This is a genomic window from Kribbella polygonati (assembly GCF_050320105.1).
In the GTDB taxonomy this organism is placed as follows: Bacteria; Actinomycetota; Actinomycetes; order Propionibacteriales; family Kribbellaceae; genus Kribbella.
Genome location: NZ_CP190129.1, coordinates 2,268,709 through 2,284,430, shown reverse-complemented (window position 1 = coordinate 2,284,430; position 15,722 = coordinate 2,268,709). Strand labels below are relative to the sequence as shown.

Annotated in this window: 18 protein-coding genes; 6 read left to right on the top strand and 12 right to left on the bottom strand. The window is 70.0% G+C overall.

Translation table 11 applies throughout. The features are described from left to right. Positions 1–61: 61 nt before the first annotated feature. A complete protein-coding gene (locus tag ACQHIV_RS10830; protein ID WP_427893358.1) occupies positions 62–799 on the top strand; it encodes a site-2 protease family protein in 738 nt (245 codons plus the stop codon). Here the strand turns inward: ACQHIV_RS10830 and ACQHIV_RS10825 are convergent. The 7 genes from ACQHIV_RS10825 to ACQHIV_RS10795 form a co-directional block, all read right to left on the bottom strand. Beyond that, the gene (locus tag ACQHIV_RS10825; protein WP_427893357.1) at positions 769–1,959 is read right to left on the bottom strand and encodes an acetate/propionate family kinase; all 1,191 of its coding nucleotides are present in this window, start codon (positions 1,957–1,959) and stop codon (positions 769–771) included. The two genes, ACQHIV_RS10830 and ACQHIV_RS10825, sit on opposite strands and share 31 nt — an antisense overlap. After that, a complete protein-coding gene (gene pta / locus ACQHIV_RS10820) occupies positions 1,956–4,082 on the bottom strand; it encodes a phosphate acetyltransferase (RefSeq protein WP_427893356.1) in 2,127 nt (708 codons plus the stop codon). Before pta ends, ACQHIV_RS10825 begins: the two co-directional genes overlap by 4 nt. A gap of 10 nt (positions 4,083–4,092) precedes the next feature. Continuing rightward, positions 4,093–4,458, bottom strand: coding sequence for a hypothetical protein (locus ACQHIV_RS10815; RefSeq protein ID WP_427893355.1), 366 nt, complete (start codon positions 4,456–4,458; stop codon positions 4,093–4,095). Beyond that, positions 4,455–4,844: a VOC family protein gene (locus ACQHIV_RS10810; protein WP_427893354.1), complete on the bottom strand. Its 390-nt coding sequence runs from the start codon at positions 4,842–4,844 to the stop codon at positions 4,455–4,457. Before ACQHIV_RS10810 ends, ACQHIV_RS10815 begins: the two co-directional genes overlap by 4 nt. A 64-nt stretch (positions 4,845–4,908) precedes the next feature. Beyond that, the gene (locus ACQHIV_RS10805; protein ID WP_427893353.1) at positions 4,909–5,643 is read right to left on the bottom strand and encodes a helix-turn-helix transcriptional regulator; all 735 of its coding nucleotides are present in this window, start codon (positions 5,641–5,643) and stop codon (positions 4,909–4,911) included. Positions 5,644–5,673: 30 nt separating this feature from the next. Further along, a complete protein-coding gene (locus tag ACQHIV_RS10800; RefSeq protein WP_427893352.1) occupies positions 5,674–6,105 on the bottom strand; it encodes a VOC family protein in 432 nt (143 codons plus the stop codon). A gap of 69 nt (positions 6,106–6,174) precedes the next feature. Further along, the gene (locus tag ACQHIV_RS10795) at positions 6,175–6,795 is read right to left on the bottom strand and encodes a VOC family protein (protein ID WP_427893351.1); all 621 of its coding nucleotides are present in this window, start codon (positions 6,793–6,795) and stop codon (positions 6,175–6,177) included. Between the two features lie 115 nt (positions 6,796–6,910). On the opposite strand from ACQHIV_RS10795, the gene ACQHIV_RS10790 reads away from it, so the two are divergent. Beyond that, entirely contained in the window at positions 6,911–8,626 is a 1,716-nt protein-coding gene (locus ACQHIV_RS10790) for a cation:proton antiporter (RefSeq protein WP_427893350.1), read from the top strand. Here ACQHIV_RS10790 and ACQHIV_RS10785 read toward each other — a convergent pair. Further along, positions 8,613–9,188 carry a GNAT family N-acetyltransferase gene (locus ACQHIV_RS10785; RefSeq protein WP_427893349.1) on the bottom strand — a complete coding sequence of 192 codons (576 nt, stop codon included), beginning with the start codon at positions 9,186–9,188 and terminating at the stop codon, positions 8,613–8,615. The genes ACQHIV_RS10790 and ACQHIV_RS10785 overlap by 14 nt on opposite strands. 4 nt (positions 9,189–9,192) lie before the next feature. Next, positions 9,193–10,572 carry a sulfatase family protein gene (locus ACQHIV_RS10780; RefSeq protein ID WP_427893348.1) on the bottom strand — a complete coding sequence of 460 codons (1,380 nt, stop codon included), beginning with the start codon at positions 10,570–10,572 and terminating at the stop codon, positions 9,193–9,195. A 25-nt stretch (positions 10,573–10,597) separates the two neighbouring features. Here ACQHIV_RS10780 and ACQHIV_RS10775 point away from each other — a divergent pair, with 25 nt between their 5' ends. Continuing rightward, positions 10,598–12,187, top strand: a complete 1,590-nt coding sequence (locus tag ACQHIV_RS10775) for an alpha-L-arabinofuranosidase C-terminal domain-containing protein (RefSeq protein ID WP_427893347.1) — start codon at positions 10,598–10,600, stop codon at positions 12,185–12,187. A gap of 9 nt (positions 12,188–12,196) precedes the next feature. Then, a complete protein-coding gene (locus ACQHIV_RS10770; protein WP_427893346.1) occupies positions 12,197–12,583 on the top strand; it encodes a hypothetical protein in 387 nt (128 codons plus the stop codon). A 3-nt stretch (positions 12,584–12,586) separates the two neighbouring features. On the opposite strand, the gene ACQHIV_RS10765 is transcribed toward ACQHIV_RS10770, so the two are convergent. Both ACQHIV_RS10765 and ACQHIV_RS10760 read right to left on the bottom strand, forming a co-directional pair. Then, positions 12,587–13,159, bottom strand: coding sequence for a dihydrofolate reductase family protein (locus tag ACQHIV_RS10765; RefSeq protein ID WP_427893345.1), 573 nt, complete (start codon positions 13,157–13,159; stop codon positions 12,587–12,589). Between the two features lie 84 nt (positions 13,160–13,243). Then, positions 13,244–13,942: a class I SAM-dependent methyltransferase gene (locus ACQHIV_RS10760; RefSeq protein ID WP_427893344.1), complete on the bottom strand. Its 699-nt coding sequence runs from the start codon at positions 13,940–13,942 to the stop codon at positions 13,244–13,246. Positions 13,943–13,971: 29 nt separating this feature from the next. On the opposite strand from ACQHIV_RS10760, the gene ACQHIV_RS10755 reads away from it, so the two are divergent. Continuing rightward, a complete protein-coding gene (locus ACQHIV_RS10755; protein WP_427893343.1) occupies positions 13,972–14,337 on the top strand; it encodes a DUF2255 family protein in 366 nt (121 codons plus the stop codon). 6 nt (positions 14,338–14,343) lie between these two features. On the opposite strand, the gene ACQHIV_RS10750 is transcribed toward ACQHIV_RS10755, so the two are convergent. Then, the gene (locus ACQHIV_RS10750; protein ID WP_427893342.1) at positions 14,344–14,982 is read right to left on the bottom strand and encodes a VOC family protein; all 639 of its coding nucleotides are present in this window, start codon (positions 14,980–14,982) and stop codon (positions 14,344–14,346) included. A 97-nt stretch (positions 14,983–15,079) separates the two neighbouring features. Here ACQHIV_RS10750 and ACQHIV_RS10745 point away from each other — a divergent pair, with 97 nt between their 5' ends. Continuing rightward, positions 15,080–15,721, top strand: a complete 642-nt coding sequence (locus ACQHIV_RS10745) for a transglycosylase SLT domain-containing protein (protein ID WP_427893341.1) — start codon at positions 15,080–15,082, stop codon at positions 15,719–15,721. Position 15,722 lies beyond the last annotated feature (1 nt).

The window sequence follows — 15,722 nt, the reverse complement described above, 5'->3', positions numbered from 1 at the left end:
GCGTTTCGGGCGCTACCTACACTGGCTGCGGGGGCGCCGGCTGAGTGGAGGGGAGCCGCGCATGAGGGAAACGTTCCGCTTCGGCCGCATCGCCGGCATCCCGATCGGCGCGCACTGGTCGATCCTGGGGATGGTGGTGGTCGTCACCGGCATGCTCGGCTGGACGACCCTGCCGTATCTCGTGCCCGACCGCGGTACGGCGGCGTACTGGATCACCGGCGTACTGGTCGCCGTCGTGTTCGTGCTGTCGCTGCTCGTCCACGAGCTGGCGCACGCGCTGACGGCGCTGCGGTTCCGGGTGCCGGTGCAGCGGATCACGCTCTGGATGCTGGGCGGCGTGAGCGTTCTCGACGGCGACCCGGAGACCCCGCGCGGCGCGTTCCTGATCGCTGCCTCCGGTCCCGCGGCGAGCCTCGGCCTCGGTGGACTGGGTCTCGGCGCGGGACTGTTGCTCCGGGCAAGGGAGCACAGTCTGCTCGAGATGTCCGTGCTGTGGCTCGCTGTGATGAACCTCGCGCTGTGTGTGTTCAACCTGCTGCCCGGCGTACCACTGGACGGCGGCCGCGTCCTGCGCGCAGTGCTGTGGCACCGGTACGGCGACCCGCGGAAGGCGACAGCGATCGCGTCGGTCGCGGGTCAGGCCGTCGGCGTACTGGTGGCGCTCGGCGGCATCGCGGAACTGATCACCAAGGACCCCGGGGGACTGTGGTTGCTTGCCGTCGGCTACGTCATCGTGCTGGCCGCGACCACCGAAGGACGGCAGGCGCGTCAGCGGCCGGTGAGCACGCCCACGGACTGACGGGCGATCTCCCACTCCTCGTTCGTCGGGATGACCAGCACCTTGACCGGGCTGTCGTCCGTACTGACCAGGTTGTCGCCCGGGTCCGCGTTGCGGACCGGGTCCAGCTGGATGCCGAGCGGCTCCAGCCCCGCGAGTGCGGCGGCGCGTGCCTCGGCGGAGTGCTGGCCGACACCGGCGGTGAACACGATCGCGTCGACGGTGCCGAGAACCGCGTAGTACGCGCCGACGTACTTCTTCAGCCGGTAGCAGTAGACGTCGAACGCGAGCTGCGCCCGTTCGTCGCCGTCCGCGCGCCGCTTCAGCACCTCGCGGAAGTCGTTCGCGCCGGCCAAGCCCTTCAGCCCGGACTCCGAGTTCAGCACCCGGTCGGTCTCCTCGGCCGACTGCCCGGCGACCCGCGCGAGGTGCCCGTGGACGGCCGGATCGAGGTCGCCGGAGCGCGTGCCCATCACCAGCCCCTCCAACGGCGTCAGCCCCATCGACGTGTCGACGGACTGCCCGCCGCGGATCGCGGCCGCGGAGCAGCCGTTGCCGAGGTGCAGGACGATCACGTTCAGCTCGCCCGGTTCGCGGCCGAGCAGCCGGGCCGCCTGCTCCGACACGAACGCGTGCGACGTCCCGTGGAACCCGTACCGCCGGATGCCGTACTCGGCCGGCCACGACGACGGTACGGCGTACGTGTAGGCGTACGGCGGCAACGTCTGGTGAAAGGCCGTGTCGAACACCGCGACGTGCGGCAGGTCCGGGAACAGCCGGCGCGCGACCTCGATCCCTTCGAGGTTCGCGGGGTTGTGCAACGGCGCCAGCGGGACCAGGTCCGTGACCGCCGCGATCAGCTCGTCGTCCACCAGCGCGGGCGCCGCGAACCGGTCGCCGCCGTGCACGACCCGATGCCCGACCGCCACGATGTCGACCTCCGAGAGCGACGGCCCGTGCTTGCCGAACGCCCGTACGGCGGCCTCCAGAGCAGCCTCGTGGTTCGCGACCGGCTGGTCGTCGTCGAAGTCACCGGACGGGCCGTGGTGCACCTGGTGGCTCTGCTCCTCGCCGATCCGTTCGACGAGACCGGTCGCGGCCGCCGTACCCGACGCGGCGTCGACCAGGCTGTACTTCAGTGAGGACGATCCAGCGTTGATCACCAGGACGTGTTCACTCATCGCGCGCCGCCTTGCTGAGCCTGGATCGCGGTGATCGCGACCGTGTTGACGATGTCCCGGACCGTGGCGCCGCGGGACAGGTCGTTGACCGGTTTGCGGAGGCCCTGCAGCACCGGCCCGACCGCGACGGCGTTGGCGGAGCGCTGCACGGCCTTGTAGGTGTTGTTGCCGGTGTTGAGGTCTGGGAACACGAACACGGTCGCCTTGCCGGCCACGGGGGAGTCCGGGAGCTTGGTCCGGGCGACGGCGGCGTCGATCGCGGCGTCGTACTGGATCGGGCCCTCGACCGGCAGCTCGGGGGCGCGTTCGCGGACGATGGTCGTTGCCTTGGACACCTTCTCGACGTCGGTGCCGGCGCCGGACGTGCCGGTCGAGTACGACAGCATCGCGATCCGCGGCTCGACCCCGAACGCGGCAGCGGTGGCGGCCGAGGAGATCGCGATGTCGGCCAGCTGCTCCGCGGTCGGGTCCGGGTTCACCGCGCAGTCGCCGTACACCAGGACCTGGTTCTCCAGGCACATGAAGAACACCGACGAGACCACGGAGACGTCCAGAACGGTCTTCACGACCTCGAGTGCCGGGCGGATCGTGTGAGCGGTGGTGTGGACGGCGCCGGACACCATGCCGTCGGCGAGGCCGAGCTGGACCATCATCGTGCCGAAGTACGAGACGTCCCGGACCAGCTCACGCGCCCGGTCGAGGTCCACGCCGCGGTGCTTGCGCAGCCGGTGGTACTCCGCGGCGAACCGCTCGGCCAGGTCGCTGTGTTCGGGATGTACGACGTTCGCCGCGCTGACGTCGACGCCGAGGGTCGCGGCCTGCTGGCTGATCACGGTCGGGTCCCCGAGCAGCGTGAGGTCCGCGACACCACGCCGGAGCAGTACGTCGGCCGCCCGGAGGATCCGCTCCTCGCCGCCTTCGGGGAGGACGATGTGGCGGCGGTCGGAGACGGCGCGGTCGACCAGCCGGTGCTCGAACATCAGCGGGGTGACCGCGCTGCTCCGGGCGAGCGCGAGTTGGTCGAGGAGCGCGGGGCCGTCGACGTACTGGTCGAAGAGCGCGAGCGCGGTGTCGATCTTGCGTGGGGCGTCCTTGGTGAGGCGGCCGCGGACGGCGGTCAGTTTGCTGGAGGTGGCTTGGGTGCCCAGCCCCGTTTCGACGATCGGCAGTGTGACGCCGAGCCCTTCGATCAGGCGCTGGACCTGGGCGGGGAGCTCGAAGCCGCCGTTCAGGACGATGGCGGCGATCTGCGGGAAGGTGCGGGAGGCGTGCGCCATCACGACGCCGAGCACGACCTCGGGGCGGTCGCCGGCGGTGACGACCACGGCGCCCTCGAACAGGCGGTCGAGGACGTTCGGCATCGTCATTCCGGCGATCATCAGCCCGGTGACCTCGCGGGTGAGCAGTTGCGGGTCCCCGCTCAGCAACCGTCCGTCGATCGGCGGAAGCAGATCCGCCACCGACGGCTGATTGAGCAACGGCTCCTCAGGAACGGCGAACGCCGGCGCGCCGATCCCTTCCAGCGCCGCCACCAGCGCGGCGCCTGCGTCTGTCCCACCGGCCGCCCCGCCGTCCGCGGGACTGTCGCCCGTGCCGGACCCCACCCGGTTGGCGATGACCGCGAACAGCGAACCGTGGTTGGCGGCGAGTTCGGCCGCCGCCATGTCGGCGATCGCGCGGACGTCGTGCGGCGTACGGTCGAAGCCGTTCAGCACGAGCAGGACCGGCGCGCCGAGGTTCGCCGCGATCTTCGCGTTGAACGAGAACTCGGTCGGCGTCTCCACGTCCGTGTAGTCGCTCCCGACGATCACCACCGCGTCGGCCCGCTCCGCCACCGCGTGGTACCGCTGCACGATCGTGTCCAGCGCCGCGTCCGGATCCGCGTGCACCTCGTCGTACGTGACCCCGACGCCGTCCTCGTACGACTGCTCGACCGCGTCCTGCGAGATCAGCAGATCCAGCACGTAGTCCCGCCCGCCGTGCGTCGCGGTGTCGGCCCGCACGATCGGCCGGAACACCGCCACCCGTCCCACCCGCCGCGACAACTGGTGCAACACCCCGAGAGCCACCGTCGACTTCCCGGTAGTCCCCTCCACCGAAGCAACGTAGACACTGCTACCCATACCCCGAACCCTACGGAACCACCTGCGCGCGGGCGAACGCGACCGCCTCTCCGATCAGGGCCTCCCACACCTCGCGGTCGGCTGCCGGGATGGTGACCCACTCGCGCATCGGCGTGCGGTTGGCGGTGAACGGGACGCCGGTGCCGTCGGCAATCAGTGCGGTCACACGGTCGGCGGGCAGTTTGAGGATCAGGCCGGTGCCGTTGCGTTCCAGACAGGTGACGAAGCGGCCTGCCAGGCGGACGCACGGGTGGCCCATGATCGTGCCGTAGCCGATCGCCGGGTCGTAGAGCAGGTCGTCGGTCAGTTCGTCGTACAGGGCCTGCGCCCCGCCGGTGTCGGCCGGCGGGGTCGCGGGGCTGGTGGGTGGCATCATTCAGGCCGGGGCGTGAAGACCGCGAACTGGTTGCCGGACGGGTCGCGCAGGTAGGCGAAGTCCGGCGTACCGCCGCCGATGCCGACCCGCTTGTTGACCACCGTGCCGCCGAGCTGCTCAGCGTCCGCGCAGGTCGCCTCGATGTCGGCGACCAGGATGTAGAACACGGCGTGGTTCGGCAGCTCGCCCTTGGTCGCGAACAGGCCGCCCATCGGCTGCTGCGCGCCGGACGCGCTGATGTTGCGGTAGTCGAGGCCGCCGGACGTCAGGCTGCCGGACGACTCGAACGACCAGTCGAACAGGCTGCCGTAGAACTTCTCGGCCGCGTCGGGGTTGTCGGTCGCGACCTCGAACCAGGCCAGTGTGCCGGGTGCGGGAGTACTCATGGAACTGCTCCTTCAACTCGAGTGGACTTCGTGAGAACCACGTTTCCAGCGGTTCGCGACAGCCCTATGTCGGAGTTGGAAAAAGATCCTCCGGCCGCAGCGCGGCGGCCGGCAGCTTGGTCTCGTACCCGTCCACGTGCAGCTCGTCCGGGGCCGGCGGGCGCAGCGGCAGCGTCGCGGTCCGCTCGGCCTTGGTGATCCGGTCCATCCGGAACACCCGGTCCTCCTGCCGCAGGTGGCACCAGGCGGTCAGGTACGAGCCGTTCGGCCCGACAACGACGTGCTGCGGCTCGATCTCGCGGACCGTCTCGACACCGCCGACATCGGTGTACTGGACCCGCAGCACCTGGTTGTCGCGGACCGCCCGCCAGATCTGCTCGGCGATCTCGCCGTCCGGGTCCGGGGCCGGCTGCACCAGCAACCGCACCTTCGCCGCCGCGGTCCGTGCCTCGTCCAGGTCCCGCTGCGGCATCGCGGCGACGATCTTCTGCAGCGCGGTCCGCGAGTCCCGCGCGAACAGCACGTGGGCGCTGCGGCTCAGCGCCACCGCGACCGCCATCGCCTCCCGCGGCGTGAAGTTCAGCGGCGGGAGGCTCATCGCGCGGTCCACGGAATACCCGCCGGTGCGCCCCTGCTTGGTCGCCAGCGGTACGCCGGCCTGCCCGAGCGCGCTCAGGTCGCGCTCGATGGTCCGCACGCTGACCTCGAAGCGTGCCGCCAGCTGCCGCGCCGTACGCCCGCGGGGTCCGGCGGCGCGCAGCTCCTCCGCGAGCGCGTACAGCCGATCGATCCGGTTCATGCACCGCACGCTAGGCGGTGCCATGGACAATTAGTCCTCGGCGAGCGCGATGATGATCCCCTGCGGGCCGCGGAGGTAGCAGAAGTACTTCGACGGCGTGTACTCCTCGATCGTCCCGACCAGCTCGCCGCCGTGCGCCTTCAGCCGCTCGACGGTGTCGTGGACGTCGTCCACCGCGAACATCAAGTTCCGGATCCCGAGCGTGTTCGGCGGCGCCGACGGCTCCGCGGTGGTCGCGAGCGGCTTCTGGTACGTCGTCAGCTCCAGCTGCCCGTGTCCGTCCGGCGTACGCAGGAACGAGATGTCGGCGACCACTCCAGGCAGCCCGGACACGCCTTCCACCCACGGCCCGGAGACTGTGGTCTCGCCGACGAGCTCCATCCCGAGCTCCAGGAAGAACTCCCTCGCCGCCGCGAGGTCCTCGACCACGACGCCGATGTGGTCCATGCGCTTGATTGCCATCTTCGTGATTCTCCTCCGGTTGTGGTTCTTGCCCGGAGGACGGAGCCGCGGCGGCGTTCTCTACATCTTCTACTGCGGAAGTTCAGAGCCGGTACGCTCGGCCAGCATGTAGGCGGCGTACCAGGCCGGCCAGTTCTCGTCCGCCTGGCCGGTGCGGGCCTCGTGCTCCCCGTGGGCGGCGGCCGCGTGGCGGAGCGCCTCCTCGAGGTCTGCGACGGAGCCGTACGTCGCCTCGCTGACCCGGCCGGGGAGCCGCGTGGTGACCTCCTGGAGCAGCCAGGTGTTGCCGTCGGGGTCGGCGAAGGTGGCGAACGAGCTGTAGCTGGTCCGGTCGTCCGCCGTACCGGTCACGCGGCCGTCAGCGGCGGGCTCGAACTGGGCGCCCGGTGCGCTCGGGTGGAACACCTCGCCGACCTTGGCGCCGGCCGCGAGCAGCTCGGACCGGGCGGCTTCGATGTCGTCGACGACGAGGTACAGGCCTTGCGCCGTACCGGGCTCGGCGGTGGTGATGCTGGCGCCGAACTGGAGGGAGGCGGGGGAGCCCGGCGGGGTGAACTGGACGACCCGGAACCCGTTGTCGAACGCGAAGTCGGCGTCGAGGCGCCAGCCGAGGCCGGTGTAGAACTCCTTCGAGCGGTCGGCGTCGGCGACCGGGATGACGACGGCTTCGAACTTCAGATCGGTGCTCATGACTTCCTCCTGGGAGCTGTGGGTTTCGCTGACTCCCAATCTGCCGCCGCGGACCGCCCGTGACACCAGTGTGAATCCCTGGTTCCCACCCTGGCCCGCCGTAGACTCCGGTCGCGTGGACCACCAGATCGTTCTGATTGCCGGTGCCGGGCTCGCGATCATGATCGCGGCCTCGGTGTTCGCGCGCCGGACCGGCGTCGCCGCACCGTTGCTGCTGGTCGCGCTCGGCATCGGCGCGAGCTACCTGCCGAGTACGCCGGCCATCCACATCGAACCGGAGATCATCCTCGCGGGCGTCCTCCCGCCGCTGCTCTACACGTCGGCGGTCAAGCTCCCGGTGATCGACGTACGGCGGAACTTCGGGCTGATCTCGTGGCTGTCGGTCGTGATGGTGATCGTGTCCGCGCTGGTGATCGGGGCGCTCGTCCACGCGGTGTTCCCGAGCATCTCGTTCGCGCTCGCGGTCGCGCTCGGAGCCGTCGTCAGCCCGACGGACGCGGTCGCGGCGACGGCGATCGGGCACCGGGTCGGGCTCCCGCCGCGGCTGATGACCGTGCTCGAAGGTGAGAGCCTGGTGAACGACGCGTCCGCGCTGGTGGTGCTGCGTACGGCGGTCGCGGCGCTGGCCGTCACCACGCACTTCAGCCTCGGTCACACCGTGCTCGACTTTGTCTGGGCGGTCGTCGGCGCGATCCTGATCGGTGGAGCGGTCGGGCTGGTGACCGTCCTGCTGCGGCAGCGGCTGGACGATCCGGTGCTGAACACGACGATCTCGTTCGCGGTGCCGTTCCTGGCGTACTTCCCGGCCGAGGAGGCGCACGCGTCCGGCGTACTCGCCGTCGTGATCGCCGGGTTGCTGACCGGCGCGCTCGGGAACCGGCGGTTCAGCGCCCGCGACCGGCAGACCCAGTCGACCACCTGGACGACGATCAGCTTCATCCTGGAGAGCGGCGTCTTCCTTGCGATGGGGTACGAACTGCCGGAGCTGGTGAACGACGCCCGCGCCGAGACGACGCTGGGCGAGATCACGGTGCTGGTCGCGCTGGTGGTCGGGCTGCTGATCGCGCTGCGGTTCCTGGGGCTCGCCTGGCCGGCGGTGCAGAGCCGCTTCGGGCCGGACGACCGGCATGAGCAGGCGCACGCGCAGCTGGACCAGTTCGAGGAGCGGCTGGACTCGATGGAGCCGTCGAGCCAGCGCGAGGAGAACCGGGTCGCCTGGGCGCGGAAACGCCTGGCCCGCGGCCGCGCCGACGCGGACTTCGAGGAGCGCGAGCCGATCACCGGACGCGGCCTCCTGGTCCTCGCCTGGGCCGGGATGCGCGGCGTCGTCACGGTCGCCGCCGCACAGACGATTCCCGCTGGTACGCCGCACCGCGCGACCGTCGTACTGGCGGCCTTCATCGTCGCGCTGATCACGCTGGTGCTGTTCGGGATCTCCCTGCCGGCGGTGATCGCGAAGCTCCGCTTCCGCCCCGAGAGCGCCGAGGACAAGCGCGACTCGGTCCAGGAACTCATGCGCCAGATCGGCGAGTCGGCGATCGACGCCGTCGGCCCGTTGTCCGAGCAGACCGTAGAGGGTGAACCACTGGACCCAGAGGTCGCCAGCGCCCTCAAGGACCGCATCCTGCCCCGCCTGGTCGCCGGCACCCGCCAACTACGGGAGACCAAGCCCGACACCCGCGAACAGATGGAAGTCATCCAACGCCGCTACCTCGACGCCATGCGCGAAGCACTCTCCACCGAACGCAGCGTCGGCGCCTACAGCTCAGAAACCTACCGCCAGGTCCAATCCTTCCTCGACACCCTCGAACAACGCTTCACAACGGCCTAGCCAGACGACCGTGCAGGTGCCAGTCGTGCCAGCCGTCGGCGTGTTTGACGGCTTGGCTGAGGGTGCCTTCCAGCGGAAAACCAGAGCGTTCGGCGACCCGGCACGAGGCGGTGTTGAGGGTCGAGTGGCCGATCGCCAGCCGGTGGACGCCGATCGTGTGGAACGCCCACGCCGACAGAGCGTCGACCGCGCGCGCGGCGATGGCCTGACCGCGAGCCGGCGGGGTGACCCAGTAGGAGATCGATGCTGATCCCTCGGCGAGGGAGATGCCGCGCAGTCCGACCTGCCCGAGGACCTGACCCGAGTTGGTGGCTGCCCAGCTCGCGGCAGTTTCGTCGGTCCAGCGCGACGCCCACTGATCGATCCACTCGCTCGCCTCGGCGAGGTCGTCGAGGCGGCGGACGTGCCAGCGCTGGATGTCAGGGCAGTTGAAGGCGGTGTACACCGCCTGGGCATCGGTTGGCTTCCAGGGGCGCAGCGTCAGGCCGTTTGCGGTGAGGTGTGGTTGGTGGGTGGCACGCAGGGTGCCTTCGGGGAGGGCCGGGTCTACGAGTAGCGGCATTGGGTCACCAGTCGGCGAGGCGGGGTTGGGTGCGGTTTTCGGTGGCTACGAGGGTGTCGAGGAGGAACTCCTGCAGTTCGGTGCGGGTTTGGTGGTGGGCCGGGTCGTTCCAGAGGTTTTGTTGTTCGTGGGGGTCGGTGGTGAGGTCGTAGAGTTCGCCGGTGCGGGGGCGGGTTCGGCTGGTGTGTTGGACGATGAGTTTCCAGTGGTCGCGGCGGAGCATCGTGAGGTGTACGGGGTCGGCGTACGGGTGGCCGCTGTTGCGGTACTCGCACAGGGACCAGCCTCGGCTGGACGGCTGGAGGAGGTCCTGGCCTTCGCCTCGGGGGGTGAGGCCGGCGGCGGTGAGGATGGTGGCGGAGAGGTCGATCCACTGGACGAGATCGGTCCGGCGGGTGCCGGCGGGGATGGTGGACGGCCGGCGGAGGATGAGCGGTACGCGGACGGCCTGTTCGTACAGCATCGGGCCCTTGAGCATCAGCTCGTGGTCGCCGAGCATCTCGCCGTGGTCGCTGGTGAACACGACGAGCGTGTCGTCGGCCAGCCCTTCCGCGTCCAGCACGTCGAGGATCCGCCCGACCTCGTCGTCGACCAGCGTCACCATCGCGTAGTACGCAGCCTTGACCTCCTGCAGCTCGTCCTCGCCGTACGTCGTGAACCCGCGCGCGTGGCCGGCGTACGACTCGTGCGACGCCTCGGTCTGGATCGGCGGCTTGCCGGACAGGTCGTCCGGGATCGGGCGGCTGAGCTCGCGCGAGCGGTACCGGCGTACGTACTCCTCCGGCGCGCCGAAGCCGTGGTGCGGGTCGAAGAAGTTCGCGACGAAGAAGAACGGCTTGGACCGTTCGCGGGACCGGGTGAGGAAGTCGATCGTCTGCTCGCCGATCCAGCGGCTGTAGTGGATCTCCGCGGGCAGCGTGTCGTAGTCCAGCTCCGCCCCGACAAGGTCGGGCCGCACCGTGTACAGCCACCGGTGGTACTCGTTCTCCGACGACCCCGGGTACGGATCGTGCGCCCAGCGGAACACCCGGAACCCGTCGTCGTGCCGTACCTCGGTCCGCCCGCCGAAGCACGCGTTCAGGTGGAACTTGCCGACCAGCCCGCAGTCGTACCCGGCGTCCGCGAGGTCCTTGCTGAACAGCCGTTCGTGGTCCGGCAGCCCGACGCCGTTCGCCCAGAGCCCGTGCTGGTGCACGTACCGGCCGGTCATCAGGCTGGCCCGCGACGGTGCGCACACCGGGCTCTGTACGTAGCAGTTCTCGAACAACACGCCCTGACTCGCGAGCCGGTCCAGGTTCGGGGTGTCGACCTCATCGTTGCCTGAGGCACCCAATGCGGAGAAGCGCTGCTGGTCGGTGCAGATGAGCAGGACGTTCGGCGGCATGCCTCGGAGTCTATAGTTGGGCGGCGTGACATTCGCCGCCACGATCGACATCCACAGCGACCGGCAGCACCCCATCGACCCGATGATCTACGGGCACTTCCTGGAGTCCGCGTTCTTCGGCAACATCGAGGGCGGTGTCTTCGACGAGGGCTCGCCGCTCGCGTACGGCGGTGACGACGTACGGACCGGTCTCCGCAAGGACGTGATCGAGCTCTGCCGGCAGCTCGGCCTCCCGATCGTGCGCTGGCCCGGCGGCAACTTCACGTCGGCGTACCACTGGGAGGACGGCATCGGCCCGCGCGCCGGCCGTCCGCGGCGGCTCGAGCTGGCGTGGGGCTCGGAGGAGGACAACCGCTTCGGCACCGACGAGTTCCTCGCCTGGTGCGCCGAGGTCGGGACCGTGCCGTACCTCGCGCACAGCTGCCGCGACGTCGACGAGGCGGTCCGCTGGGTCGAGTACACGAACTACGCCGGCGACACGGAGTACACCCGCCGCCGCGGTCGGCCGCCGTACGGCGTGCGGTACTGGGGCCTCGGGAACGAGGTGTACGGCGGCTGGCAGCTGGGCCACCGCCCCGCCGCCGCGTACGCCGCCGACGCCGCGGAGCACGCCCGTTTCATGCGCGCCGTCGACCCGGCGCTGAAGTTCGTCGCGGTCGGTCAGGCCGACGCCGACTGGACCGAGACCGTACTGCGGGCCGTCGGCAACCAGATCGACTACCTGTCGATCCACCTGTACGGCGCGACCACGCAGCTGATCGACGGGGCGTCCGAGTACGACGCGATCGTTGCCCAGTCGCTGTACTTCGAGCAGCAGATCGTCCAGTACTCCGACCTGGTCGGCGCCCTCGCTGCCCGCGCCGGGGTGGACCGCCCGCTCGGGCTCGCGCTGGACGAGTGGAACATCCGGCACGTCGAGCCCGCGAGCTGGCCGGAGCCGCAACCGTCGGACGACGGCGGTACGGTCGCTCGCGACGTTGACGGGCTGCCGACGCATCCCGCGCACCGGGTGAACCGCTGGAGCCCGCGCACGCTTGCCGACGCGCTGTTCTACGCGGGCGTCTTCCACGCGCTGCACCGCGCGGGCGGGCGGGAGGTGCCCGTGACGATGGCGAACACGGTCAACCTGCTGAACGCGAACGGCGTGATCGTTGCCCGGCCCAACGGTTCGGTCCGGGCCGCGACGTACCACGTGTGGGACCTGTACCAGAACCACCTCGGCCCGATCGCGCTCGCGGCCGACGTACGGTCGCCGGGGCGGCTGGCCGACGTACGGCAGGGGGACGAGCGGAACCACCGGGGCGAGTTCCGGAGCATGCCGGCGACGGTGCCGGACCTGGACGTGTCGGCGACGACGGACGGGGAGCGGATCCGGGTCGCGGTGATCAACCGGCATCGCGAGGACACGATCCGGGCGGGGCTCTCGCTCGACGGCCGCCGGGAGGCGTTACCGGCGCGGTGCGCGGTCAAGCGGCTGAGCGCGGACGACGTACTCGCCTCGAACAGCCTCAGCGCTCCGGACACCGTGGCGCTGCGCGACCTCGGTACGGCGGAGTTCGACGGGAGCTACGAGTTCCCGCCGCACAGCATCACCGTGCTCTCCTTCGAGCGCTAGTCTCGTCGGATGGACAGCAAGCCGCGGGTGTTGGTGCTCGGGCTGGACCCGTACCGCGTGCCCGGCCCGTGGGACCCGGAGCCGGTCGCGACCGGAATCCAGGCCGGCATGGCGGACTTCGCCGCGCATGGCGTCGGTGCCGAGACCTGCCTGGTCGGCCTGGACGGCAGCGACGACATCGAGGCGGTCGTCACGGCAGCATTGGCCGCGCACCCCTGGGAGTGCGTGGTCATCGGCGGCGGCATCCGCCGCGCCGACGAAGACTCCGGCCTCTTCGAGACCGTCATCAACCTGGTCCACCGGCACGCCCCCGCCGCCGCGATCGCCTTCAACCAAACCCCCGCCGACACCTACCACGCCGCCGCCCGCCGGCTCACCCCACCACGCGACGCCTGACCTTCAGTGCTGTACGTCGTACGTGAGGCGCTGGATGCCGTTGGAGTAGGACTCGCTGGAGGTTTGGGTGAGGTTGATCTTGTCGCGGTCGGCGTCGCTGAAGAGACGTTTGCCGGCGCCGAGGAGGACCGGGAAGACCAGCAGGTTGTACTGGTCGATAAGACCGGCGTCGGACAGGCCGCGGTTCAGGGTCGCGCTGCCGTTGACGATGATCGGGCCGCCTTCGGTCTCCTTCAGCGCGGCGACGTCGTCGAGGGAGCGGAGGATGTGGATCTCGTTCCAGTTCGTCACCAGGTCGCTGTCCTGGAGCGTGGTCGAGACGACGTACTTCGGCATCGCCAGGTAGCCGGGGAACTCGGCCATCGTCGGCCAGACCGGCGCGAACGACTCGTAGCTGACCCGGCCGAGCAGCAGTGCGGTTGCTTCCTCCTGCTCCTCGCCCTTGAGCGCGTACGCCGCCTCGTCGAACGGGATGTCCTTGAAGGTCCAGCCGGTGTTCCGGTACTCCTTCTCGCCGCCCGGGCCCTCCACGACGCCGTCGAGCGAGATGAACGCGGTGGTGATCAGCTTACGCATGTCGTGATGCTCCTTCGTAGGTTGCTTGTGCCTGTGCGTCGACCGGGCCGCCGCCGAATCGACAGACCGTAAATGTGACCTGGGTCACTCCGCCTCGACGATCCACACCGCCGAGTCGAACAGCACGCCGTCGCCGGTGTCGTGCTCAGCCAGCACCTTCCGCAAAGCCGCCTGTCCTCGCTCGGCCAGCAGTTTCCCCGGCTCCCGGAGCTGACGGACGTTGTCGTACGCCGCCTCGACGTCAGCCCCGTAGTAGATCGGCTCCCGTACGGCGGTGAACGTCGGCTCGTCGAACCCGGCCGCCATCAGCAGCGCCCGCGTCTGCTCGCGGTCGCCGAGCGAGAACGGCGACTCGTCCCGGAACGCACCGCCGAGCGCCTCCGGAATCGCCCGCGCCCACTCGTTCTCGGCCCGCGGCTGCCACACCATCAGCACGATCCGCCGGCATGCCCGCCGCAGATTCGCGAACGCCGCCGCCGGTTCCGCGAAGAACATCACCCCGAACCGGCTGATCCCCACGTCGTAGCTCTCGAACGCGTACGTCGACGCGTCCGCGTGCAGATAGCTCACGTTCGCGTCCGCCGTACGCCGCCGCGCGTCCGCTAGCATCCGCTCGGACAGATCCACCCCGAGCACCACACCGGGCGCCGCATCCCGCCCTGCGTCCCGCGTGCTCTGCCCGCTGCCGCACCCGACGTCCAGCACCCGATCACCCGGCCGAATCCCACAGGCCGCCCGGAACTGCGGCTGATAGAACCGCATCTCCGCGTCGTAGTCGAACATCGCCCCAGCCTAGAGGGGTAATGGAACCCATGAGCACCTGGACACCTGACGAACTGAAGACCCTCGACCGGATCGGTGAGATCCGGGTTGCCGGCCGTCGGCGCGACGGCTCGCTGCGGACGTTGACCGTCGTGTGGCACGTCGTCGTCGACGGACGCCTCTACGTCCGGTCGGTGCGCGGCGCGGACGGCGCCTGGTACAAGGGCGTCGTCCACCACCACGAGGGCGCGATCTCCTGGAACGGCGAGACCCGCCCGGTCGCGTTCGTCCCCGACGACACCGCCGACGACCGGATCGACGCGGCGTATTTCGGCAAGTACGGCAACGGGTCGCCGTCGCGGTCGATCACGAACGCCGCCGCGAGAGCGACCACCCTCCGCGTCGAACCCCGGTAGTCGCGCTCAGACGAACCGCACGCGGTTGCCGTCCGGGTCCGCGCCGGCGGTCCGCGGTTCGTCGGCGTTCAGCCCGAGGTGATCGATCGTGGTGGTTGCGGACGGCAAGAGTTTGACGGCGTCCGGCCCGAGCCGGAACGTGTCGTCCGCCACCTGCTCCATCCCGAGGTGCGTGCCGTAGAACTCGGCCGCGGCACCGAGGTCCGGCGCCGCGATGCCGACGTACGACAGTGCCCGCACCGGCCCCGACGTGATCGGTGCGACCCGGAACTCCTCCGACCGCTGCAGCAGCTCGACGCGGACGCCGTTCGGGTCCGACAGGAACGCCAGCCGCCCCTGCCCGCTGCCGGCCACCCGCGGCGACGACAGCTCGCCGTACCCGAGCCCGATCAGCCGCGCGTAGTCCCCGTCCAGGTCGTCGGTCATGAACCCGACATGGTTCAGCCCGTACGTCGCGTCCGGGTCCGCCTGCTCGTGGTGCAGCAGCTCGACCAGCCCGGTCGCGACCTGGATGTGCACCCGGTGCACCCCGGACCCGCTCATGAACAACCGGTCCACGACCTCCGCGCCGAGCCCGCCGTAGAACGCCAGGCTCGCGTCGAGATCCTGCACCCGCCCACCGACATGGTTCAGCTCATAGATCATCGAGCAATTCTAGCAAGCGCTTTCCACTTGCTGAGAGTCTTCACAGAATGACCGTGGGAGCCGGGGCCGACTGTTGTCTCACCGATACGGTGGGGGCGTGGCGAAGCGCTGGGCGTGGGTGGGGATCGGGGTACTGCTCGTGGGCGTGTGGGCTGCCTGCTCGGACAAGACCACGGCGGACAAGCCTGCCGCGACCGCGAAGACCACCTCCACGCCGAAGCCCACAGCTACCGCGTCAAAGGCCTGGTACGACGACTACGACCCGGCGCACTTCGCGACCGACGTACGGCGTTCCGCGCAGCAGGCGGGGGTGAACCCGCAGTTGCTGATGGCGATCCTGTACGCCGAGTCGTACAAGCCGCACGACCCGAAGTTCGAGCGGCAGTGGGCGGAGGTCGACTCGAACCCGGCGTTCGGGATCGCGAACATGCACAAGGCCGCGTTCGACGAGACGAAACGCGGCCGGGACTTCGCGAAGCGGAGGTGGGAGGAGCTGCCGGACAACCCGGCGCTGGCGATCGAGGCTGCGGCCTGGCACCTGCACGACCTGGCGAAACGCCTGCCGGCCAAGCGCGCCGATCTGTACACCAAGGACGAGTTGCTTGCCCTTGGCTACAACGCCGGCGGCGGCAACATGCGTATCTTCGCCCGCGGCCGGAAGGCCGGCACCCAGGCGCAGTCGTACCTCGACAAGATCCACAAGTACTGGCCCCAGTCCGCCGAAGCCCTCAAGAGCTGAC

Excerpts from the sequence above, each read along its gene's own strand:
- ACQHIV_RS10830 (WP_427893358.1), top strand. The coding sequence starts at position 62 with ATGAGGGAAACGTTCCGCTTCGGCCGCATCGCCGGCATCCCGATCGGC.
- ACQHIV_RS10825 (WP_427893357.1), bottom strand. The coding sequence starts at position 1,959 with ATGAGTGAACACGTCCTGGTGATCAACGCTGGATCGTCCTCACTGAAG.
- pta (WP_427893356.1), bottom strand. The coding sequence starts at position 4,082 with ATGGGTAGCAGTGTCTACGTTGCTTCGGTGGAGGGGACTACCGGGAAG.
- ACQHIV_RS10815 (WP_427893355.1), bottom strand. The coding sequence starts at position 4,458 with ATGATGCCACCCACCAGCCCCGCGACCCCGCCGGCCGACACCGGCGGG.
- ACQHIV_RS10810 (WP_427893354.1), bottom strand. The coding sequence starts at position 4,844 with ATGAGTACTCCCGCACCCGGCACACTGGCCTGGTTCGAGGTCGCGACC.
- ACQHIV_RS10805 (WP_427893353.1), bottom strand. The coding sequence starts at position 5,643 with ATGAACCGGATCGATCGGCTGTACGCGCTCGCGGAGGAGCTGCGCGCC.
- ACQHIV_RS10800 (WP_427893352.1), bottom strand. The coding sequence starts at position 6,105 with ATGGCAATCAAGCGCATGGACCACATCGGCGTCGTGGTCGAGGACCTC.
- ACQHIV_RS10795 (WP_427893351.1), bottom strand. The coding sequence starts at position 6,795 with ATGAGCACCGATCTGAAGTTCGAAGCCGTCGTCATCCCGGTCGCCGAC.
- ACQHIV_RS10785 (WP_427893349.1), bottom strand. The coding sequence starts at position 9,188 with ATGCCGCTACTCGTAGACCCGGCCCTCCCCGAAGGCACCCTGCGTGCC.
- ACQHIV_RS10780 (WP_427893348.1), bottom strand. The coding sequence starts at position 10,572 with ATGCCGCCGAACGTCCTGCTCATCTGCACCGACCAGCAGCGCTTCTCC.
- ACQHIV_RS10770 (WP_427893346.1), top strand. The coding sequence starts at position 12,197 with ATGGACAGCAAGCCGCGGGTGTTGGTGCTCGGGCTGGACCCGTACCGC.
- ACQHIV_RS10765 (WP_427893345.1), bottom strand. The coding sequence starts at position 13,159 with ATGCGTAAGCTGATCACCACCGCGTTCATCTCGCTCGACGGCGTCGTG.
- ACQHIV_RS10760 (WP_427893344.1), bottom strand. The coding sequence starts at position 13,942 with ATGTTCGACTACGACGCGGAGATGCGGTTCTATCAGCCGCAGTTCCGG.
- ACQHIV_RS10755 (WP_427893343.1), top strand. The coding sequence starts at position 13,972 with ATGAGCACCTGGACACCTGACGAACTGAAGACCCTCGACCGGATCGGT.
- ACQHIV_RS10750 (WP_427893342.1), bottom strand. The coding sequence starts at position 14,982 with ATGATCTATGAGCTGAACCATGTCGGTGGGCGGGTGCAGGATCTCGAC.